This window comes from Acetobacter aceti (assembly GCF_002005445.1).
In the GTDB taxonomy this organism is placed as follows: domain Bacteria; phylum Pseudomonadota; class Alphaproteobacteria; order Acetobacterales; family Acetobacteraceae; genus Acetobacter; species Acetobacter aceti_B.
Genome location: NZ_CP014692.1, coordinates 1,077,634 through 1,100,331, shown reverse-complemented (window position 1 = coordinate 1,100,331; position 22,698 = coordinate 1,077,634). Strand labels below are relative to the sequence as shown.

General features: G+C 55.3%; 18 protein-coding genes. 7 read left to right on the top strand and 11 right to left on the bottom strand.

Annotated features, from left to right (window positions below; all coding sequences use genetic code 11):
• Nucleotides 1-644: 644 nt before the first annotated feature.
• From A0U92_RS05015 to secA, 6 genes are all read right to left on the bottom strand, one after another.
• Complete coding sequence (locus A0U92_RS05015; RefSeq protein ID WP_077812273.1) at nt 645-1,019, bottom strand: hypothetical protein; 375 nt, start codon at nt 1,017-1,019, stop codon at nt 645-647.
• A 120-nt stretch (nt 1,020-1,139) separates the two neighbouring features.
• Nucleotides 1,140-2,462 (bottom strand): dihydroorotase, encoded by a 1,323-nt coding sequence (locus tag A0U92_RS05010; RefSeq protein ID WP_077812272.1) that lies wholly within the window; start codon nt 2,460-2,462, stop codon nt 1,140-1,142.
• 319 nt (nt 2,463-2,781) lie between these two features.
• Nucleotides 2,782-3,537, bottom strand: a complete 756-nt coding sequence (locus tag A0U92_RS05005) for a DUF4422 domain-containing protein (RefSeq protein WP_222927850.1) — start codon at nt 3,535-3,537, stop codon at nt 2,782-2,784.
• Nucleotides 3,538-3,839: 302 nt separating this feature from the next.
• The gene (locus A0U92_RS05000; RefSeq protein WP_077812270.1) at nt 3,840-4,772 is read right to left on the bottom strand and encodes a glycosyltransferase family 9 protein; all 933 of its coding nucleotides are present in this window, start codon (nt 4,770-4,772) and stop codon (nt 3,840-3,842) included.
• 66 nt (nt 4,773-4,838) lie between these two features.
• Nucleotides 4,839-5,588 carry a YebC/PmpR family DNA-binding transcriptional regulator gene (locus tag A0U92_RS04995; RefSeq protein WP_077812269.1) on the bottom strand — a complete coding sequence of 250 codons (750 nt, stop codon included), beginning with the start codon at nt 5,586-5,588 and terminating at the stop codon, nt 4,839-4,841.
• 168 nt (nt 5,589-5,756) lie between these two features.
• Nucleotides 5,757-8,477, bottom strand: coding sequence for a preprotein translocase subunit SecA (secA, locus tag A0U92_RS04990; protein WP_077812268.1), 2,721 nt, complete (start codon nt 8,475-8,477; stop codon nt 5,757-5,759).
• A gap of 258 nt (nt 8,478-8,735) precedes the next feature.
• On the opposite strand from secA, the gene A0U92_RS04985 reads away from it, so the two are divergent.
• From A0U92_RS04985 to A0U92_RS04965, 5 genes are all read left to right on the top strand, one after another.
• Complete coding sequence (locus A0U92_RS04985) at nt 8,736-9,695, top strand: peptidylprolyl isomerase (RefSeq protein WP_077814258.1); 960 nt, start codon at nt 8,736-8,738, stop codon at nt 9,693-9,695.
• Between the two features lie 157 nt (nt 9,696-9,852).
• Nucleotides 9,853-11,088, top strand: coding sequence for a bifunctional glutamate N-acetyltransferase/amino-acid acetyltransferase ArgJ (gene argJ / locus A0U92_RS04980; RefSeq protein WP_077812267.1), 1,236 nt, complete (start codon nt 9,853-9,855; stop codon nt 11,086-11,088).
• 3 nt (nt 11,089-11,091) lie between these two features.
• Entirely contained in the window at nt 11,092-11,700 is a 609-nt protein-coding gene (locus A0U92_RS04975; RefSeq protein WP_077812266.1) for an RDD family protein, read from the top strand.
• A gap of 89 nt (nt 11,701-11,789) precedes the next feature.
• A complete protein-coding gene (locus A0U92_RS04970; RefSeq protein ID WP_077812265.1) occupies nt 11,790-14,408 on the top strand; it encodes a mechanosensitive ion channel family protein in 2,619 nt (872 codons plus the stop codon).
• A complete protein-coding gene (locus tag A0U92_RS04965; RefSeq protein ID WP_077812264.1) occupies nt 14,395-15,156 on the top strand; it encodes a 2OG-Fe dioxygenase family protein in 762 nt (253 codons plus the stop codon). The genes A0U92_RS04970 and A0U92_RS04965 overlap by 14 nt, the downstream gene beginning before the upstream one ends.
• A 70-nt stretch (nt 15,157-15,226) precedes the next feature.
• On the opposite strand, the gene A0U92_RS04960 is transcribed toward A0U92_RS04965, so the two are convergent.
• Complete coding sequence (locus A0U92_RS04960) at nt 15,227-15,538, bottom strand: hypothetical protein (protein ID WP_149026378.1); 312 nt, start codon at nt 15,536-15,538, stop codon at nt 15,227-15,229.
• 178 nt (nt 15,539-15,716) lie between these two features.
• Here A0U92_RS04960 and A0U92_RS04955 point away from each other — a divergent pair, with 178 nt between their 5' ends.
• Complete coding sequence (locus A0U92_RS04955) at nt 15,717-17,762, top strand: TonB-dependent receptor plug domain-containing protein (protein WP_077812263.1); 2,046 nt, start codon at nt 15,717-15,719, stop codon at nt 17,760-17,762.
• On the opposite strand, the gene A0U92_RS04950 is transcribed toward A0U92_RS04955, so the two are convergent.
• Nucleotides 17,763-18,704: a LysR family transcriptional regulator gene (locus tag A0U92_RS04950; RefSeq protein ID WP_077814256.1), complete on the bottom strand. Its 942-nt coding sequence runs from the start codon at nt 18,702-18,704 to the stop codon at nt 17,763-17,765.
• Between the two features lie 126 nt (nt 18,705-18,830).
• On the opposite strand from A0U92_RS04950, the gene A0U92_RS04945 reads away from it, so the two are divergent.
• Nucleotides 18,831-20,333 (top strand): purine-cytosine permease family protein, encoded by a 1,503-nt coding sequence (locus tag A0U92_RS04945; protein WP_077812262.1) that lies wholly within the window; start codon nt 18,831-18,833, stop codon nt 20,331-20,333.
• Nucleotides 20,334-20,363: 30 nt separating this feature from the next.
• Here the strand turns inward: A0U92_RS04945 and arfB are convergent, their stop codons facing one another.
• The 3 genes from arfB to A0U92_RS04930 form a co-directional block, all read right to left on the bottom strand.
• Complete coding sequence (gene arfB / locus A0U92_RS04940; RefSeq protein WP_077814255.1) at nt 20,364-20,786, bottom strand: alternative ribosome rescue aminoacyl-tRNA hydrolase ArfB; 423 nt, start codon at nt 20,784-20,786, stop codon at nt 20,364-20,366.
• Between the two features lie 62 nt (nt 20,787-20,848).
• Nucleotides 20,849-21,235, bottom strand: coding sequence for a hypothetical protein (locus A0U92_RS04935; protein ID WP_077812261.1), 387 nt, complete (start codon nt 21,233-21,235; stop codon nt 20,849-20,851).
• Between the two features lie 117 nt (nt 21,236-21,352).
• Nucleotides 21,353-22,432, bottom strand: a complete 1,080-nt coding sequence (locus A0U92_RS04930) for a glycosyltransferase family protein (RefSeq protein ID WP_077812260.1) — start codon at nt 22,430-22,432, stop codon at nt 21,353-21,355.
• Between the last annotated feature and the right edge of the window lie 266 nt (nt 22,433-22,698).

The window sequence follows — 22,698 nt, the reverse complement described above, 5'->3', positions numbered from 1 at the left end:
TTTTTAGGCTGCTTTAAGCTTATACATATCAGCTTAAAGCAGCCTGTCTTTATAAGCCGTTCAAGAGAATCCCATTTAGAGCATTCTTCCAGCTACCCAATCCAGGCTTCGGAACAAGAAAATATAAATAACAATTCTCGTTTTCAAGAACCAACTTTCTGATCTTGAAAGTCGCATACAGTATTATCTTTTTTCTTAATCCTTATGAATATTCACTAAAGGTTTAATGTAACTCTCTATTTTCTGATGGGTTTTATAAGAGTTGTAGCGAACGTTAAAATTGTCGGCATTTTGTGTCGAACCGTAAATCGAATCCAGACCGGGGTTTTTCTCAAATATCTTGATATTATTATTAAGGTCTAGAAGATGAGTACCGGAGAGAAACTGGGCATATATGTCTGGTTTGATACCAACCCTTTTCGCCATAATTGCGACTGCATCCGCATGCGTTGCAGGGTCTTGGATACATCCCTTCTTTCAACTCCAGCACAGCTTTTTTACGAAGAGATTCTGAAGCATCAGAGAGAACCATCAATAACCGCTCTTGATGCCATTTCTGTCACAAAGGCATAAATGGACAATTCTTTCATTTCTCGACGCCACATCTTTGGCCTGCATGCCATCTGACATACAGGCCAAAGATATCAATGAGCCTTGCCGAGCTTTGCGCCAGCCGTCTTCAACTGGGCCGTAAACTTGGAAAAGTTGGCAGCAATCCGCTTCTGGACGGTGGAACTGCCTTCCTGGATATGCTCCATCTTTCCCTTGGCCTCATTGCTGATGACCGTCTGCTGACGCGTCGCTTCCTTAGCTACGCACGCATTGTAGACACGGGCAGCCTTTTCATAGGTGGCCGCCTTGTCCACACTGGCGTTGTAATGATCAACGCTGGAGACATCGAGCGTCGGCGCCGAAGGCTCCGCACCACAACCGGCGGCCGTCCAGAGACCGTCTGCGTGCGCAGGCGCAGCGAGCAGTGTTAGAGAAGCTGCAAGACAAATTGCAAACGTCGTTTTCATACGTGTTCCTTCCGGCCTGGACCGGATACTGTTGGTAAAAGCGACGGAAGACTGCCTCTGCCTGTCCGAGGCGACAGTCTCTCGCCCAATCAGGATCTATGCGGCGAACTCGCGGCTTTTTCAGGGCAGAAAACGCACAAGCTGCCCGAGTGGCTCACCAAGGATCTCATCCTCACGCATCACGACTGTCCCACGCACAACCGTCGCGATCGGCCAGCCCTTGACCTCTTTCCCATCGAAAGGCGACCAGCCCGCAGGCGTGGCGATCCAGTCATTGGTGATGCGGCGCTCGGCTTTCATGTCCACAAGCGTGAAATCGGCATCGTAGCCGACTGACAGACGACCTTTCGCCATCATGCCATATACGCGGGCAGGACCGGCGGCCATCACGTCCACCAGACGGGTCAGAGACAGACGACCGGCATTGACATGATCCAGCATCAGCGGAACCAGCGTCTGCACCCCGGTCATGCCGGAGGGACATTCAGGCCAGGGCTTCGCTTTTGCTTCCAGTGAATGCGGAGCATGGTCGGAGGAGACGACATCCACCATGCCATTCCGCAGGGCGCGCCATGCCGCTTCGAAATGGCGCTCCTCACGGATCGGAGGGTTCATCACCGCCAGAGTGCCGAGTTGATCGTAACATTCCGGTGCAATCTGCGTCAGATGATTGGCCAGTACTTCCGTCGTGACCAGATGACGATAGTTTTCAAGAAACCTGAATTCTTCCTCCGTGGAGGTATGCAGAATATGGACCGGACGTCCCGTCTTCACTGAAAGAGCCGTAATCCGGCGCGTACCGAGAAAAGCGCATTCCGGATCGCGCCAGATGCTGTGATTGCAGCACGGCATTCCGGTCTGTCCGAACTGGGTTTTCCGGGCGCGCAGACGATATTCGTCTTCCGAGTGAAAAGAGACGCGGCGATGGCCATGGCGCAGCACGGCCTCGATCCCTTCGTCATCCTCAATCATCAGATTGCCTGTGGATGATCCCGCGAACACCTTGATTCCGCAGACACCGTCAAACGTCTCGAACTCACCCAGATCCTTGGTGTTTTCCCGTGTTGCACCGACATAGAATGCAAAGTCTGTGTAGGATTCACGGGAGGCATATTCCTGCTTCCAGCGCAGCATCTCGGCGTCCGTTACGGCCGGGTTGGTGTTCGGCATATCGAACACCGTGGCGATTCCGCCCAACGCAGCAGCCTTTGTTCCTGTGGGAATGCTTTCAACAGCCGGATTTCCCGGGTCACGCAGATGCACATGCGCATCAATCAGTCCCGGCAGGACATGCAGCCCGTGCGCATCAATGACTTCGTGCGCTTCATCAGTCGAAGCGACGTCGATGCTCGCAATCCGTCCCGCCACAACACCAACATCCGTTTTCACCTCACCCCACGGAAGGATGCAGGTGCCGTTCCGGATAATCAGGTCGTAATGCATGGTCGCCTCTTTCTCTGCGCAGTGTCTCCAGCAAATCATAGACAATTCTTCGGAGTGCGGCCATCGCGCTCTGTGCAGGGAGTTTTTAGCTGGAAACAGAAAAAATCAGGGAGTTTGCTGCGTTTTTTTACGAAGCGGATGAAAGTCCGTCTATGATAGAGATTTCCAGAAAAGCAATATTTTATAGAGATATTAAAAAAAATCCTGACCAGAAATCTTCGATAGCGTCAGGATATTATTTCAGGAACAGACTATCGAAAAAACTCCGATGGCGACACCCGGTCTTTAAGCCTGTAACCAACCGGGTGCCTGATGTCTTTTAAAGCTCTTTTATCTGCACGTAGCTTCTCTCTTCGATAGCAAGATTTTTTCTGTTCTTAAGAATCCAGACAGACAAAAGCCGTTCAGAAAGAAATCCCATCACTCTCATCTGAAGCTTATCATAATTAACAAAAAACTTATCTTCAGCAAGAGGCATCAACAGACTAAACAGCCAGGAAGAGTATTCATCAAACAGCTCTTTTTTTGCAACAATCATGTTTGTATGATGAAAATAATTACAATGATTAAAATAAAAATCACAGGCGCTTACATAGTCCGGCTGGATTTTTTTTATTTGTTCGCTGATAAGGAACATATCTTCCAGCACATGAAATCTTGCATATTGCTGCAGAACCGGTTCCGCATGATGTTTCACAGGGACAATCATATCCACATTAGAAAAATCAAAATCATCCCCAGCGGCAATTTCATTGCCTTCACAAACCACCTTTACTCCCTCGATGTACTTATAAAACAGATTTGTTCCGTTTTCTTTTTTTTGAAAAAATCTTCTGTAGTGATTCAACCCTACATAGTCTGAAGTATGGTCGTTTTTCCATATCCAGTATTGAACTGTCAGTTCACAGAAAATATTATTTAAGTGCGAAATATTATCTCCAGTATCATCACCAATAAAATCAGTGACCTCACCTTTTTCCTCGTAGCCACTCATGCCGCCTATAATCGGTACGTAAGTTGCATCAAAAGGCGGAGAAAATTTTTTGTGACCAGCTACATATATCTTCAAGCTCATTCCCGAATCCGCCATTCTTTTTTCAAACACACATTTACGTGAGCTATTACCCCCGCACAAACAGAACACTTCCGAAGACAGAAATCAGAAATATTTGTACGGGAATACCGCTTCATTTCCCGAAGAAATATCAGACAAAAAAACACACCACAATAAATAGAAATTATTTCACATTCATTTAACGGCACTTATTTCAAGACATGGAGACATATTATAGAAAATATGAAAGTAGCTTCCAGCGCCGCAGCTCTGAATTCGAGATCAAAACTGCTTTTCCGACAAAAAAATCCATCAACACGCCATCACGCGCTGGCTGCCCCTACTGAGCCATGCGCCTCACACCCTGCATCGTTCAGCATCAAGACAACGCGTTCAAACACCGTCTGAGGGGTGAGACCGCTGATCGGCGCCTGACCTTCCGGCCCTGGCGCTGCGATCCACTCCGCACAAAGCCCGGACGGCGCATACTCACTCCTACGTGAAGGGCCAAACAGACCGAGTGTGGGCGTGCCTGCCGCGCCCGCCAGATGCATCAGGCCGGAGTCATTCCCGACAAAAAACTGACACCGTCGCAACATGGCCGCGGTCTCAGCAAGAGTGAACCGTCCACCAGCATCAATCGCACCCGGAATAGCCAGAACGGCCGCCGCCATGGCGCGCTCCGCTTCGCCGGGACCATAAAAAACCGCCAGTTTCTTCTTTGAAGAAATCTTTTCAAGCCGTGACCAGAGATCCACGAAATTGCAGGCTGGCCAGACTTTCCCAGACCAGTTGGCTGTTGGCGCAAACGCAATCACCTCCCTGTCGCCAAGGATTGTCTGCGCAACAGCATCATCTTCCGTATCTGTCCAGACAACCGGCAAGGGCGGAGGAGACAATGCGAGCACCTCTCCAACGTGAGCGATGCGCAGCCCTGACCGGCGGCCACCCCTCATGATCCGCCGGGCGCGTGTCCGCAGGAGCAGGCTGATGGCTGAGCCCCGCAGATCGACCACCAGATCCCATCGCGTTCCGACACACTGCTTCCACAGTTCGAGCCAGTGCCGATCATACGGCTTCTTGGTCATCACCAGCAGACGCTCAAGCTGAGGCATGCGCTGAAACAGTCCCGCCGCGACCGGACCGCAGGCAACCGTGAACCGGGCGTCGGGGTGAGCCTGAATCAGGTAATTGAGCAGTCCCGTCGAAATGACGGCATCCCCGAGGCGTGTTGCGGTGATGAAAAGGATGCGCATGGACCGGTCCTCAATTCAGCGGTTCAGCAACCAGAGACATGGTGGCTGAACCGCGACGCGACAGGATCACGCAGAGAGGGCTTCCGCGACTTCTTCGGAAAGATCGAAATTGGCGTAGACATTCTGAACGTCATCGCTGTCCTCAAGAACATCCAGAAGCTTCAGAACAGTGCGGGCCTTGTCTTCATCCAGTTCTATGGAATTCTCGGGACGCCAGTCGAGTTTCGCAGAAAGAGGCTCTCCGAACTTCGGTTCCAGCACGTCACGCACCGCAAAAAACGACTCAACCTCACAGGTGATCTCGTGCGTTTCATCGGTCGAGACCACGTTGTCCGCTCCGGCTTCAATCGCCGCTTCCAGCATGTCGTCCTCACCGGCGACACTGGCCGGATAGGTGATGACGCCCATACGGTTGAACATGAACGACACCGAGTTCATTTCCCCCAGTGAACCACCGTATTTCGAGAAAGCCGCGCGAACTTCACTGGCCGTACGATTACGGTTGTCGGTCAGCGCCTCGACAATCACGGCGACACCGGCAGGGCCGTAACCTTCGTAACGGATCTCGACATAATCATCGCCGCCGCCTGCGCCGGTCGCCTTCTTGATGGCGCGCTCGACGGTATCTTTCGGCATGTTCACTTCACGGGCTGCTGAAATCGCGGCACGCAGACGGGGATTGGATGACGGATCAGGCAGGCCGGAACGGGCAGCCACCGTGATTTCGCGAATCACCTTGGCAAACTGCTTGGCCCGCCTGGCGTCCTGCGCCCCCTTGCGGTGCATGATGTTCTTGAATTGCGAATGGCCTGCCATCTCGCTGTCCTCGTTCTGACTGAATGTATCATGATGGATGTCGGCTATACGGGGCCGGGCCGATGGGGACTGACGTCCGCCAGGAAACTCCCCGGGTCACAGAACGCCCCGGGGGAAATTCCTGCTATCCGGCGACTTCAACGTCCCGGGGGATGTCCTGAACGGGCTTCAGACATGACGCCCGTGACAATGTTTGTATTTCAGCCCCGAACCGCACGGGCAAAGCGAGTTACGCGGCGTCTCGCCCCATGTGGACGGATCGTCCGGGAGAATAGCCCCACCACTCGGCGGTTCCGCAGTCACGGCAGCTGGCGCGCCAACATACTGAGCCGGTTCCGACGCATATCCCTCGACATGCGGATCAGGATGGAATTCGCCAATTCCTTCAAGAGGATGTGGCTCCGGGGGAGGCGCCATTTCGACACGGGCCAGCAGAGTGATCACGCGCTCACGCATCTCATCCAGCATGAAGGTAAAGAGCTGGAAGGCTTCGTGCTTGTATTCGTTCAGTGGATCTTTCTGGCCATAGGCGCGCAGACCGATACCCTGACGAAGCTGGTCCAGCGCATGCAGATGCTCTTTCCAGACCGAATCAAATGTCGTCAGCAGGATCTGCTTTTCCAGATACCGCATGATGTCGGGACCAAAATTCGTGGTCCGGACAGCCTGCGCCTGCGCCGCGGCATCCTCGATGCGGGCCGCAACCTGTTCCCTGTCCATCCCGTCTTCCGTCGCCCAGTCGGCAATCGGCAGATCAAGGTTGAAGATACGCTTTACATCATCCGTGAGTTCAGCCGTCCGCCACTGTTCGGCAAACGCTTTCTCCGGGATATAGCGATCAACGAGGGAAAGGATCAGTTCCTCGCGCGTTTCCACGATCAGGGAGGCCACATCGTCCTGCATCATGAATTCACGGCGCTGGGCATAAACCTCCTTGCGCTGGTCGTTCATGACGTCATCGTATTTGAGCGTGTTCTTGCGCATGTCGAAGTTGCGGGCTTCGACCTTCTTCTGCGCGCGCTCAAGAGCCTTGTTGAGCCACGGATGCACGATCGCCTCGCCGTCCTGCATGCCCATTTTCTGGAGCATGCCGGTCATGCGATCGGACCCGAAAATTCGCATCAGGTCATCCTGAAGCGAGACAAAGAAGCGCGAATTACCCGGATCGCCCTGACGACCCGCACGACCACGAAGCTGGTTGTCGATACGCCGACTCTCGTGACGCTCGGTGCCGATCACATACAGACCGCCTGCCGCCTTCACGATCGCCTGATTTTTCGACACTTCATCACGGATGGCCTGCTCGGCGGCGGCAAGTTCGGCAGGATCAGTGATGTGTGCGAGTTCCTGCTGAATCCGCATCTCGACGTTACCGCCGAGTTTGATGTCCGTGCCGCGGCCCGCCATGTTCGTGGCGATAGTGATTGCGCCCGGAGCACCCGCCTGCGCCACAATCGCCGCTTCCATCTCATGGAAACGGGCGTTGAGCACATGATGCGGAATATTGTCCTGCTTCAGCAGCGCCGAGAGGGCTTCACTCTTTTCAACAGACGTGGTGCCGACAAGAATGGGCTGCCCACCCTTATGGATTTCCTCAACCAGCTTGACGACGGCTGCGAATTTCTGCCGTTCATCAAGATAGATCTCATCGTCGGTATCCTTACGGGCAACCGGAAGATTGGTCGGGATCTCAACCACGTCCAGCTTGTAGATTTCGGCGAATTCGTCGGCTTCCGTCATGGCCGTGCCCGTCATGCCGGACAGCTTGGGATAGAGACGGAAGTAGTTCTGGAACGTGATGGACGCCAGCGTCTGGTTTTCCTGCTGGACTTCCACGTGCTCCTTCGCCTCAAGCGCCTGATGCAGGCCATCCGAGTAACGGCGGCCATCCATCATACGGCCGGTGAACTCATCAATGATGGTCACCTTGCCGTCACGGACGATGTAGTCGACGTCTCGTGAGAACAGGGTATGGGCGCGCAGGGATTGCAGCACATGATGGACGACCGCCACATTCTGCACGTCGTACAGACCGCCGTCGTTCAGCACATCCGCGTTACGCAGCAGCTCCTCCACGCGGTCAGAACCGGCTTCCGTCAGAATCGCGGTGCGGAGTTTTTCATCCTTGTCGAACGTCGCCGGATCACGGACCATTTCCGCGATCACCGCATCCACAGCGCGGTAAAGCTCCGAACTGTCTTCGGCGGGACCGGAGATGATCAGCGGCGTCCTGGCTTCGTCGATAAGGATGGAATCGACTTCATCCACGATGGCATGATTGAAAGGCCGCTGGACCATCTCTTCCAGCCGGTATTTCATGTTGTCGCGGAGATAATCGAAACCGAATTCGTTGTTCGTGCCGTAAGTAATGTCACAGGCATATGCCTCGCGACGGGCTTCGTCCGGCAGGTTCGGCACGATCGTGCCGGTCGTCAGCCCGAGGAAGCTGTAAAGGCGGCTCATTTCCTCGGCATCACGGCGCGCGAGATAGTCGTTGACTGTTACGACATGCACGCCCTTGCCGCTGAGCGCATTAAGATAAACGGCCAGTGTGGCAACAAGGGTCTTACCCTCACCAGTCCGCATTTCAGCAATTTTTCCGGAATGCAGGACCATACCGCCGATGAGCTGCACGTCGAAATGGCGCATGCCGAGCACGCGTTTTGACGCCTCACGACACACGGCGAACGCTTCTGGCAACAGGCCGTCCAGCGTTTCTCCCTGCGCCAGCCGTTCCCGGAACTCTACTGTTTTATGAGCAAGAGCGGCGTCATCAAGCGGGGCAATGCCAGCCTCAAGCGTATTGATTTCAGGTACGCGGCGCTGGAACGCTTTGAGCGAACGATCATTGGCAGTGCCGAAGAGGGCGCGAGCGAGCGAGGCGAACATGAAGACCTTTCCGGAACAGCACGCCCGGAGCCGACCCCCCGTTCCTGCCCTGCATCTGATACACTGACAGGGACCGAAAAGCCGACGGCGTGCGCTCCCTCAGATAAAGCCGCCATTGCTCAGGGTCAACCGATGCCCCGGTTATGCCCCCTGGAAAATGGCTCTTTCTTAACAAAACAGACTTACATCGTGCCCTTGCGGGAGGCTCCCGGGTCGGCCATGATGAGGTCATATCTGTTCACACTGGGTTTTTTACTGATGCGTTTTTCCAGCTCGGGCACGTTTTTCGCAGCGACCGCCCTGTTTGCTTCCACTCTCCTCTCCTCCGCTTCTGTTCATGCTGCGCACGCAGCTGATGCAGCAGCCCCTGCAGCGCCAGCCGCTTCTGCCCCGGCCCAGCCTCCGATGGATCCGAACAGTGTGATCGCCACAGTCAATGGCGAGAAGATCACGCTCGACGACATCCGCAAGTCAGCCGCAAACATGCCGCCGCAGCTGCGTCAGATGCCGCAGAACATGATTTTCCCGATGCTGGTGAATCAGGCGGTCGATCAGAAGGCGATCCAGATTGCCGCCCGCAAGGACGGTCTGCAGAACGATCCTGAAGTGAAAACCGCGATGGAAACCGCCGCAAACACGGCTCTCCAGAACGCATGGCTCTCCAAGCAGGTCGTGCCGCAGCTCACGGACGCCGCGATCCACGACTTCTACGTCAAGAACTACGCCAGCAAGACTCCCGAGAAAGAAGTGCATGCGCGCCATATTCTCGTGAAGACCGAAGCTGAAGCGCAGGATATCATCAAGAAGCTCAAGGGCGGCGCCAACTTTGGCACGCTGGCCGAGAGCCTCTCGACCGACAAGGGCAGCGCCAAGAACAATGGCGGCGACCTCGGCTGGTTCAAGAAAGGCGACATGGTTCCGGCTTTCTCCGACGCCGCCTTCACCATGAAGCCCGGCACCTACAGCCAGACACCGGTGAAGAGCCAGTTCGGCTATCATGTGATTCAGGTTCTGGCCGATCGCACGGTGCCTGTGCCGAAGGAAGACGAGGTCAAGGACAAGATCCGTCAGCAGCTGATCCAGCAGGACGTTCGCGGCGCGGTTGATAAGGCAACCTCGGCAGTGAAGATCGTCCGCTTCGGACCCGATGGAAAGCCGGTTCCTGATGGCGCACAGCCTGCCATCGCTGGCAACCCGACAGCCTCTCCAGCAAAATAAGGAGCGGGAGGCCTTATGGCCTCTCCTCACGGCTTGCGTTAAAGAAAAGGAAGAACGTCCCGTCGGCGTTCTTCCTTTTTTCGTTTACGCTTTCTCTCCCCGCCTTCAGGAACAGTTTTCCTGCCATTCCCCATTCCTGCATCAAGGTTCGTCATCAATGGCCAAGCCTCTGCCCGTCTCCCCTCTCGCCTCGCCCCTGCCTGCTCTTGGCACTGTTCGGGGCGTGCGCCTTGGCGCTGTGGCCGCAGGGATCCGCTACCAGGGACGCACGGATCTGGTCGTCGCCGAATTCGATGCCGGGACGACTGTGGGCGGGGTGTTCACCAGGTCAAAATGCCCCGGAGCGCCGGTGGACTGGTCACGCACGGCTCTCAAGGGCGGGCTGGCGCGGGCGCTTGTTGTCAACGCCGGTAACGCCAACGTCTTCACCGGCAAGGCAGGCATTGAAACATGCCGGGCCACAGCGGAGTCCGAAGCCTCTCTGGCTGGGTGTCCCGCCACGGAAGTCTTCCTTGCGTCTACCGGCGTCATTGGCGAAGTGCTCCCGGTCGAGCGGATTACGGCAGCTCTCCCTGCTCTTCACGCCTCACTGACCGAGAATGGATGGGAAGCAGCGGCGCGCGGCATCATGACGACCGACACCTTTCCCAAGGCAGCCGTCAGAAAAACCGAGATCGACGGGGTAGCGGTCACCATCCAGGGCATCGCCAAGGGAAGCGGGATGATCGCCCCCGACATGGCGACAATGCTCTCTTTCGTCGCCACAGATGCGGCGTTACCAGCCCCTGTCGTTCAGGCCATGCTGTCCTCCGGCACGATCCACAGCTTTAACGCCATCACTGTCGACTCGGATACCTCGACCTCCGACATGGTTCTGCTTTTCGCGACGGGCAAGGCTGGAAACCAGGCCGTTAGCAGCGTTGATGACCCTCGCCTCGCCTCGTTCCGGACAGCCCTTAACGATCTGCTGCTTGATCTGGCGCTGATGGTGGTCCGTGACGGAGAAGGCGCTACGAAGCAGATCCGCGTCCGTGTGACAGGCGCTGTGTCTGATCAGTCAGCCCGCATCGTGGCAAAAGCCATTGCCGACTCCCCGCTGGTCAAGACGGCCATCGCCGGGGAGGACGCCAACTGGGGGCGTGTCGTCATGGCGGTCGGCAAATGCGGCGAACCCGCCGACCGTGACCTGCTGGCGGTGGCGATCGGCGGTGTCACCATCGCCAGCGAAGGGACCGTGGTGGAAGGCTATGACGAGACGCCTGTCGTTGCACACATGAAGGGGCAGGATATCGACATCGACGTTGATCTGGGACTTGGTGACGGTCAGTCGACCGTCTGGACCTGCGATCTGACGCACGGTTACATTGATATCAATGGCTCATACAGGAGCTGATCCATGCCTGACTTCCTCCCTCCCGGCTGGGGCGCGCCGCCTGCACAGGCAGACATTATCGGTGGTTCAGGCAGTCTGACACCAGATGGACGGGTTCTGGCCTATGCTGGCTTCTGGGTCCGCACGGCCGCGGCCATTCTGGATTATGTTCTGCTGAGCGTCGTCAGCCTTGTCGTCGGCATCTTCACGCTGCCGACCGTCCGTCTGGAAGAATGGCAGGGTGACACGCCGTCCTATCAGGTCGCCTTCCGGAACACGGATTTCGCCACCAGCTTCCACATGCCCTGGCCGCATGTGGAAATTCATGACACAGGCACATATTTCCTGCTGTTCCAGCTGGTCTATTTTGTCGTGCTCGAAGCGTCACCTCTGCGCGCCTCACTGGGAAAACTGGTTCTGGGGCTGCGTGTCTGCGACCTGACGGGAAGCCGCATCTCGCTGCTGCGATCCCTCGTCCGTAATCTGGTCAAGATGTTCATATCTTTTCCTGTCCTGTTCATTGGCGTGATCATGGTCGCCTTCACACCACGCAAGCAGGGCCTGCATGATATGGTCGCGCGCACGCTGGTTTTGCGTCGGGAACGTGTCGTACGTTTCGACAGTCCCGGCTGACACCGCTTCGGTCCGGCCTTCCCTTGATCCGTATCAGGAAGGCTCGTACCCAATCGCAAACAATACAACTCGGATGAGGTGAAGACAGGATGCAGGTGAGTAACGCGGATCATCGTTCCGTCACCCCGGTCATTGAGCGGTCATCCTCGCGACGACACCGGTCCCTGGGCATCCTGACCTGCTGGCTCTTTACAGCCACCCTGCTGCTATTTCCCGCCATGCACAACGCGCTGGCGGCCGACACCGGGGCGGCGGCCGTAACTGCATCCTCGGGGAACACTGCTGCGCTTTCTCCCCAGGAAGCACAGCAACTGCTGAATGTCCTGAACGATCCGAAGCAGAGAGACAGCTTCACCCATACACTTTCGCTCATGGCGAAGGGCATTTCCTCGACATCTGCAACGGCAAAGGCAGCCGCTCCCGCAGAGCCGGCCAACGCAGTCGTGTCACCGAACGCCGTAGTGCTCCACACCGACCTGATCTCCAGTGTTTCCTCTCTGAAACTCACCCTGCGCAGCTATCTGGATAACTTTCTCGGATTGTTCTCTGACCTGAAAACGGTCGGAAAATGGTTCGATGCAGAAATTTCCAACCCCCAGACCCGCGCCGTGCTTCTCGGCACATTCTGGCGCGCGGGACTGGTCATTGTCGTCGCCATGCTGATTGAGTGGGGAGCATCTCTCGCGCTTCACAAACCGCTGCAGGCAGTGACCCGGCGGGCTGAAAGCCGTGAACAGCGGGAAAACGATTCCGCAGTATCGCCGCAGGACGAGCCCGACTCTGACATTGCCCTAGAGGAAACCGATCAGAACGCCGACATAAAGGCGGCCGCTCTGGCTAAGGCGAACGGGGACCATAAGGAAGAAATCAACACGCTGAAAACGCGTGCGGATGACCAGCGTCGCCAGATCGAAACACTGAAATTCCTGTCCCGCGTACCTTATGCACTGGGGCATTTCGGCCTCAAACTGCTGCCTGTTCTGCTGTTTCTGGGTGTGGCCATGGCGGGCTCCTCTCTCGCCACCGACACGCAACAGGCGGAAACCGTCACAGAGACTCTGGCAGAGGCTTACGCGGTCGCCCGCTTCCTGTTCGTTCTTCTGGAATCGGCGCTGGCTCCACGTTCTCCAATGATCAGACTGGCGCCGGTTTCCGACAGTACGGCGCATATGCTGACACGCTGGTGGAATTTCCTCGTCGCAGCGCCTTCCCTCGTTGTCTGCCTCTCGGTTGTGGGAGGAGAGTTCGACCTTTCCGAGCGCGGCACGGAAGCAATGATCCGCGCTGTGATTCTGATAGAACACATCATGATCGCCATCTTCATCTGGCGGCTTCGTCCTATTGTTGCGAGGACCGTCGCTCCCAAGCGGGCAAAGGTGAAGAGCGGTTTCTGGTCCTTCATACTGACACTGGTGCAGTTCTGGTGGATTCCGGCGCTCTTTCTGGATGCGGCGCTCTGGCTCGTATGGGCTGCCCATCTCCGGGGCGGCTATGACTGGATTCTCCGCACAATTTTCCTCACAGTTCTGATTGTCGCAGTGACCCGGCTTCTGGCTGTGCTGGCTTACGGCTGGCAGGATCGACTGTTCCGTATTGATCCGGCCGTGATCCAGAAACATCCCGAAGTTCAGGAGCGGGCGGATAGATATTACCCTTTCGTGCGCGGCGCGCTGACCGCACTGATCGTGTTCATCGGTTTCATTGGTCTGACTGAATCATGGGGGCTCGCCAGCGTTCACTTCTTCTTCTCCAGCCCTCTCGGCTCCCGTCTGCTGAGCGCCGTCATTACATTGACAGTCGCCCTTTCTGTGGCGGCGGCGACCTGGGAAGTGGTCAATGCCCTCCTGAGCCGTCAGCTTGAAAAGTTCAGCAAGACCGGTCAGGGGATGCGTGCGACCCGTCTGAAAACGGTGCTGCCGATCATCCGTACCGTCATGCTGGCGCTGATCATCATCATCGTGCTGGTCACCAGCCTCTCGCAGATCGGCATCAATGTCGCGCCCCTGCTCACCGGCGCGGGTATCATGGGCGCCGCAGTGGCGTTCGGCTCCCAGAGTCTGGTGAAGGACTTCATCACCGGATTCTTTATGCTGGTTGAAGACGCCATTCAGGTTGGAGACTGGGTGACTGCTGCTGGTGTGGAAGGTTCAGTCGAGCATCTTTCAATCAGAACCGTAAGGGTGCGCGCCTTCAATGGCGATCTGCACATCATTCCCTTTTCTTCCGTCACCTCAATTGCCAATACGGGCAGGGATTTCAATCAGCTTGTCATCTATCAAAATGTTGATCTGTCCGAAGACATTTCCCGTGTCGTGAAAATCATGGCTGATACGGTCGCAGAAATGCGCCAGGAAGATGCATTCAAGACAATCATTTACTCTGACTACAACGATCTTGGCGTCAACAAGAGCGATTCAAACGGGGCTATCACGATTGGCACCATCCGGACCGCCGCCATGATGAAATGGAAAGTCCAGCGCGAATTCTACAAACGGATCGCCAATCGTATGGCGGCTGCGAACATCAAGTTCTATACCCCGACTTCCTACACGGCGTCTGCGCCGGGCACTTCTCTCTCAATTTCCGGAGAGCTCCACGCTCCGGCTGACGGGCATGAAGTGAACACCACGACATCACTCTCGCCGACGGCTGAGTCAGAAAAGCCGGTCGGGGACTCTGCGGAAAAACCTGACCATGACAAGACCTGAAGAAGATCTGACCAGAGCCGCGCTCACCGGGGCCGCGCTCACCGGGATTGAAGCGACGACACGAGACAGTTTCTTCGCGCACATTCCGGCAAAACAGATGCACACCCTGCTGGACTCGTACGGCATGGCGGACTGGGAGAGCTTCGCCTCAAGCTGGCAGCGGCTGGGTGTCGATGTCTATATGGCTGACGGCGGTCGCTATCGCAGGCGTCGTCATGCCACATTTGCCCTGTCGGACAACAGCATCGTCCGGAAAAAGCATCAGCCCCATTATCAAAGCCGCGATTACAACACCTTGAATGGCGGCATTGAACGCTGGTTTGACCCGGTTGAAAAACGGATCGGCGACCATCCGGTGATGAGAGCGGTGCTGTCTCTGGTCAATCGACTGGCAACCGATCTGACGCCTGAGCCTGAACGGCCGGAAACATGGCATGCCGAAGTGCATCAGTTCAGGATCGAAGCCGGCAGGGAGATGAATGGCCACCCGACCCCCGAAGGTCTTCATCGGGATGGTGTCGATTGGGTGCTTGTCTTGATGGTGCGGCGCGAGAACGTGGAGAACGGAACCACCAGCATCCATGATCTGCAGGGGAATGAGGTCGGCAGCTTTACCCTCACGGGTCCACTGGATGCCGCCTTCGTGAATGATCACATGGTCTATCACGGTGTCACGCCGATTCAACCGATAGACCCGAACCTGCCCGCCTTTAGGGATGTGCTCGTGGTCACCCTGCGCCACCAGTGATCCGTTTCAGGTCTTTCGTGCTGGTCGGCCGTCGGGAGAACTCTCGGGATCTGAAAGAAAGGACAGCCTCTCAGTAAGGCCACGCACCGGAATAATGCGCCGCATGCCACCCGGCGACTGTCAACAGTCCGACAAACACCATGGCGCCGACCATCTGGGCCAGTTCCCTGAAAGCTGACGCATCCATTCTGTTCTGGCTGGCAGGATCGTCTGATGCAGGCGCGGATGTTGAGACCGCACTCGGCGGACCCGGTTTTACAACCAGAATGGGATCATTCTGCGGAGCCGTCGACGTTGCAGCCGTCACAGCAGGTGAGGCTTCCTGTTCATCGTGTGGCGTCTCATTCAGCTCCGCCGATGGTCCTGACGGCGTGGTTTCCATATGTTTCCCTCTCCGGTGTCTTCATCGCATCATGATCTGGATACAAGTGTATTGCATCCTGTTTACCATTACATCCTGCAAGCAGTCTTTCTCTTATTTTTCAGGAAATATTTTAACCAAGCTGTAATCGGGTCGCCTGCATAATCCGGAGATAGTCTGATCTGCAGGTTAAACGTCATTGCCCATCACCAAGCGCCATAACCTTCTGTATCCGCGTTTTGCTGTGGCCCTACCTTGCAGCGCAGCGCTCGCAGCCAGTTTCCTGATATTTTCGGGACATCAGGCACACGCGCAGAATCTCGACTACAGTACGTTCGAAAAGCTTTTCAATGAGCCCATCACAAGCTCAGCAACCGGCAAACCCCAGCGCGCCAGCGAACTCCCGACAGACATACAGGTTGTCACAGCCGAACAGATTCAGTCTTCCGGCGCCCAGACCCTTCCCGAAGTCTTGCGCATGGTGCCGGGAGTGGATGTACGGCGCTATTCCATACTGAGCGCCAATGTCTCTATCCGGGGCAATGACGCGGCAGGCGGCTCACGCACACTGGTGCTGATTGATGGACGACAGGTTTATCTCGACGGCTACAACTACACGGACTGGGGCGCTCTTCCTGTTTCAATTCGTGATATCCGGCAGATCGAAGTCATTCGGGGACCGAATTCAGCCGTGTACGGCTTTAACGCCTCCGGAGGCGTGATCAATATCGTCACCCGGGATCCGCTTCACGAAAACAAGAGCTACGTACATGTTGAGGGAGGCAGCCTTAACGGGTTCGGCGGAGAAGTGGTCCTTTCTCACAAATTCTCAGACGCCTTCACGACCAAGCTGTCACTTAACGGTCTGCGGTCAGACGAATATAACCGTCACAGTCGTCGTGACATCCCCGCCCAGACCAGCAACATCAATGCCGTTCTGGAATTACGCGGGCAGCTTTCTCCTCGTGTCGAATGGGGCCTGACTGGCACGATCGATCAGGAACACACACCTTTCTGGCTTGATGTCGGCAGTTACTTTGCATCCCGCCCTCTGTCAAAAAGCCTTGAGGGCCGCCTTGCCGCCGACACGGGCTGGGGATTATTTGAATTCAGAGCCTATCAGAACTCATTCACCAACACGACAACAGAGAATATTGCTGTTTTTGGAACTATTATTCCAATCGACTTCGGATATGATCTGGAAACGACTGTTGCGCAGATTTCTGACACCATTTCGCTCAACAATCAGAATGATCTGAAGCTGGGCCTCGAATATCGTTACTCCACACTGTCCGGCACGCAGGCTGGCACGAAAATAGGCAGCGAATATGATATGCTCGCCGCAGGCTCCGCTGTGTGGGATTATCGTATTTTACCAAAACTCACTTTAACAAATGCTGTTCGGGTGGATTCCCTGACAGTTCCATCCGTTAGAAGTCCGTTTTTTTCTGACGTGCCATCTTCTGCTGCACAACACTATATCGAACCAAGCTTCAACAGCCGTATCCGCTATGACGCCGGTCAATGGGGAACATTCGGACTGAATGCAGCCCGTGGCATTCAGCTTCCCGCTCTCTTTGATTTTGCGCCGACCACAATGCTCGGCCCCGTCACGGTGATCAACAATCCATCACTTTCACCATCGACAACCATCAATGTGGGCCTGAACTACTCACGCAGCATCAAGCCGCTGAGCGCCACCCTGTCCGTCGCACTTTTCGCCCAGCGCACCAGCGAAATGCTCGGAACACCTTTTGCCTCAAACTATACCTACACGCCTCCGGCATCCCTTACGATGTTCCCCAAAAACTATAACCGGGTCGATGACGCCGGAGGCGAAATCCGGCTGGAAGGCAAAACAGATTTCAATTTTCACTGGGATCTGAGTTACGCCATGACGGCTGTGCGCGACCCTGACAAATCTTCAATGATCAATTTTCAGCGGCAAACCCCGGTCAACAGTGTCATTGGCGGCTTCGATTACACTCTGGGGCCGGTGCAATTCAGCGCCCATGCCAGATGGCAGTCACACTATCAGGATGTTGCCGCTGACTTCACGACGTTTCGGCTCAGGAACATCAAGGTCAAGGATTTCGTGACCCTGAACGCCCGCGTTGCATGGAAAATCGACAAGCACTTTCTTCTGGCGCTGAGCGGGCAACAGCTTGGTGCTTCTCAGCTCAAGGAAACATCCGGCTTGCTCATTGATCGTCGTATCATTGCGGGTCTGACTGCGGAGTTCTGATCAGATCTTTTCTGTTTCGGTAGAGACCAGCCCTTCCGCAACAGACGAAAGATGGACGCTGGCAAGGTCATCCAGAAAAGCTTTCGGTATGTCCCCCAGATTCTGTCTTTGTCGCGACACAGCGTGAAAAGTTACATCATAGCGCAATACCTGCGGATTAAGAGAGGCGATCAGCCCCTGCTCCTCATAGGATCTTGCAAAATGCTGAGGCAGGAATGCCAGATGATGTCCCGACAGGACAAGCATGGCCAGGGCTTCCATATTGTCAGCTGTCGCCGTGATGGATTTAGGACTGTCGGAAAAGAGTGACTGTGGAAGAGGATATGTTCTCCACCCCCAGTCATACTCCCAGGCCTCGGCCTGCGAGACCTGCCCGACATGAAAAAACAGAGGATGCCCCCGTCCGCAGTAAGCAATCTGCCTTTCGATGAAGAGCGGCGTGAACTGCAAACTGGGAATCCTGTGCCAGAAATAGCCCATCGCTATATCGAGTGTTCCACTCAGCAAACGCTCTTCCTGCTCACCGGGTGAACAGACGCGGATATCCAGTCTGACAGCTTCATCACGCTGCCGGAAACGCGCGATGGCCTGACTGATGCGGATGTTTTCACTGAATGGGGTATGCCCGATAATCCCGATCCGGAGCGTGCCGACGAGGCGACGATCCATGTTGCGGGCCTGAACGCTGAAATCTTCAACAGCCCCAACCAGATGACGCGCCAGTTCCGTGAAGCGCTCTCCTTTTGCAGTCAGCCGAAATCCACTCCGGCCGCGTTCACATAGTCTAAAGCCCAGCCGTGTCTCCAGCGTCGCCAACTGGGTGCTGATCGTGGACTGCCCGACGTTCAGGATGCCTTGCGCCGTGGAAATTCCGCCCGCATCCACAATCGCCAGGAAAACGCGGATCAGACGCAGGTCCAGATCGCTGAGACTACCAAGCATGACACCCAAACATCGATTTCAATCAATGTTTGAATCTTAGATTTGGAATTGGCGCTGTCAATACACACGCCATATCATTACGGATACAAATCGTTCTACCCCGGACATCTCTCAGAGGGGCACTCGATGTCAGTCACACCTACCCTCACCCAGGTCACTTCCTCCCGACAGGGAGGGATCGAAACCCGTTCCATCGACTACGTGCCCGAGAACGAGCGTCACGGTCGCGTTGCGGATCAGGGGCCCTTCTGGTTCCTGGGTAATTTCCAGTTCTTTACAATCGCCATCGGATTTGTCGGGCCCAGCATGGGCCTCTCTCTGGGTTATACGGCCCTCGCTGGTGTCATCGGAATCCTGTTCGGCACGCTGTTCATGGCGTTTCACGCCTCACAGGGCGCGGAACTCGGCCTGCCGCAGATGATCCAGTCCCGGGCGCAGTTCGGCTACCGGGGCGTCTCTCTCGTCCTGATTGGCACGCTGGTCACGTTCATAGGCTTCAATGTTGTTGACACGGTGCTGCTTTCCGCCGGTCTGAACGGGATCTTCGGCTGGAACATCACAGCCGTCACGATCGGCATGGCCATCATCGCCGCGCTGTTCGCCATATACGGCCATGACTGCCTGCACACGATCTTCAAGCTCTGCTTCTATGTCTCCCTCCCCCTGTACGTCATCCTGACAGGAGCGATCCTGACGGGCCATGCGGGGGGTTCCGCGCCAACAATCGTCGGGTTCAGCTGGGTAGCCTTCATCGGACAGATCGCTGCCAGCGCCAGCTACAACATCACCTACGCACCGTACGTTTCCGACTATTCCCGCTATCTGCCGCGGAACACCAGACCGGTGTCGATCATCATGGCCGTGATGTTTGGGGCATCCTCCTCTGCCATCTGGCTCATCACCCTCGGCGCCTGGCTTGCGACCCGGCTCGGTGCTTCCGACGGACTGGTCGCCCTCCATCAGGCAGGAGACACTGTCTTCCCGGGATTTGGATCGGTTGTTGCCCTGGCATCTGTTATTGCGCTGATCGCCACGATGGGTCTCAATGCCTATAGCTGCATGCTGACCATCCTGACCGGGATAGACTCCTTCCGCCCGCTCAATCCGACCAGAAGCGCCCGTATCCTGACAGTTATTATCGTCGCAGCAATCTGGACAGGACTGTCACTGCAATGTCCTTCCGACGCCATCGGGCTGCTTTTCGCGACCCTGACGGTCATGCTGTATCTGCTCGTGCCGTGGACAGCGGTCAACCTGGTCGATTATTTTCTGGTTCGCAAAGGCCGTTACGCCATCACAAATCTCTTCATGCCCGGTGGCGGTATTTACGGCATGTGGCAATCTCGTGGCCTGCTGGCCTACGCAATCGGATTCCTCGTCACCATACCATTCGCCGTTCTGCCTGAAATCTACACCGGTCCAATCGCGAAAATGCTGGGTGGCGTCGATATCGGCTGGCTTGTCGGGCTCATTGTCTCCGGCAGCGTCTATGCCTTGCTGAGCAGATCTCTCGATCTCAAGGCGGAAGAGACAGCCATTACAAAAAGTGAAGCTGATCTCAAGACCATGCAGATAATGGCTCCGACAGAATCATCGGCTGTGCCTGTCATGGATGACGTGTGGAAATAAATGTATCTGTGTCTGGCGACTGAAGCACCATCAGTCGTCAGACCTCACCCTGCGATTCTGCTTGATACCAGCGCGGTGGGCTTTTCCGTCCAGACGTCTTTGCCTGGCGGCGCGACCCGGTCTTGTCGCAACACGAAATGCCGGGCGATGCGCCGCCTGTCGGATCAGATCAACCAGACGCTGGATGACATCTTCCCGATTACGCGGCTGACTGCGGAATCGCCTTCCCGTGATGACGATTGACCCATCCCGTGTCGCCCGCGCTCCGGCCAGTTCCAGAACCTTCAAACGGATACGCTCTGGTATACCCTGAGCATTGATCACATTGAATCGTAACTGGGCAGCAGTCGCGACTTTATTCACATTCTGACCACCGGGACCCGAAGCCAGAATATAAGTGATCTCCAGTTCATCCTCATCGAGAATCACGCCCGGCAGAATAGTCTGTTTCATGTTGTAAACATTTCCAATTCTACCGGGCATAGAAGCCGTCTGAGACTCTCCCGAGCCAGGATCTACTTTACCGCGGGTATGACACAGGCCCTCAAGACCGGCTCGCAGGCCGCATCCTTGCCCTGCCATGTTGATGAAGGGCCGGTATAAGCCAGTCGCGCGACTTTGCCATCCCTTACACTGGCAATGACGTGACAGGCGCCGCTGGTGTTGATGGTCATGGAAATATCAAGAGGTGCAGAAATGGAGAATGACCCTCTACCGGATTTTTCAATCTTCCAGACAAGCACTTCCTGATCATCTCTTGTTTCATCCTGGTCAGGCACCCCTGCACAGGCCACAAGATCTGAGCGAGACAACCCCAGCAAATCATGCTGCGCTTCTGCGGGGATTGTCGAGCACCCCTCACATCCAAGACACAGGATACCGAGCAAAAGGAATTTTTTCACTTCCTTTGATCCCAGAAAGTCTCGTCCTGTTTCTTCTTCAACCAGATGAAACAGGTCACCAGTCCGGCATTAATGAGCGTTGCACTGACCGCCCCCAGACCGCAGAATAAAGCCCAGTCAGGCATTCGCCATATCCTGCTCTGCCATGCCGGCCAATCGGAATCCCCCACTGAAACGTCTCCGCCACGTTGCAGAAGAACGGGCGCAATAGACTTCCATGTCGCGACGCTGCTTCAGGAGTCGCGCCAGACGCTCATGCTCGTTTTCATTCCAGATTGAATACAGGCCCTGCGCCATGTCAGCAGCGTCAGTCGGATTTCGATGCGCGTAATGACCAATCCACGGCAGTTCGGAAGACACCAGAACCGGAACACTCATGGCCATCGCATCGGCCGCAACGATGTTGAATGTTTCGGTAAAGGAAACCTGCATGAGAATATCGATATCAGAGAGCACGGACAGAAATTCTGCATGAGGCATCCATCCATGCTCGACCAGTTGATGATCTGATCTTGCGAAGAGTTCACGCAGATTTTTCAGGACAGGGCTTCCCTGCCCCTCCACACGCGTTGCATTGATGTGGAAACGCAAAACCATGCCGATGGATTCGGCGAATGCGATGGCGGCAATCGCCTGTGTCATATGATTTTTCAGGGGCCGGACGGCTCCAAAGCATCCAATATTGACGACACCCCGCTGACGGGCGTGCGGCTTTATGTCACACAGACGCGGAACCGGATAAACATTCGGTCCATAGGTAATTCCTGACGGGTCCAGCCCACACCCCATCGCCACGACAGCCATATCCGAGACGGCACGTGGTGCGTTACACATGACTTCAACACCGCGACTCAGATAATCCACGGTCCAGCCAAAAGCGATGCCTTCATTGGCCAGAAACGGCGTTTCCGAATGATCTCTGACAATCCATTGCACCTGTGGATGCAGTGTCTTCAGAACATCGAATTTATCCGGTACAACCCAGAACGCTTCGATGATCACATGAGTTGGCCTGTAGGATGTCACCTCACGATCAATACTGTTGTTATCAGAAACTTCGACAGATTGTGCTTCAATGCCATTTGAATTGAGCATGTCCACAATGAAACGGACAGAATTTGAGAGACCAGATTCACGGGAACCGTAGCCCCAATGGCCTTCACGGGACTTCAGAATAAACAGAAGACGATTTTTCATGTATATTATGACTTATTAAAAATTAAATTTACGAAAAAACCAATAAAACCACCTATCCAGAGCCCGGAAAGAAAAACCATCATCAATATTATTCTTTATATTAGAAATTAAATAAATATATCAGGAACGATTTAAAGGCATAGAACGAGCAGCTAAATCATCCGGTTTTCTATAACTGTCCCTTACGAACCCGCCGAGTCATTCCTTCTTCAGAACTGGCTGGCGATGCGAAAAACGGCGCGTCGTTTGTAATCCGCGGCGCCTCT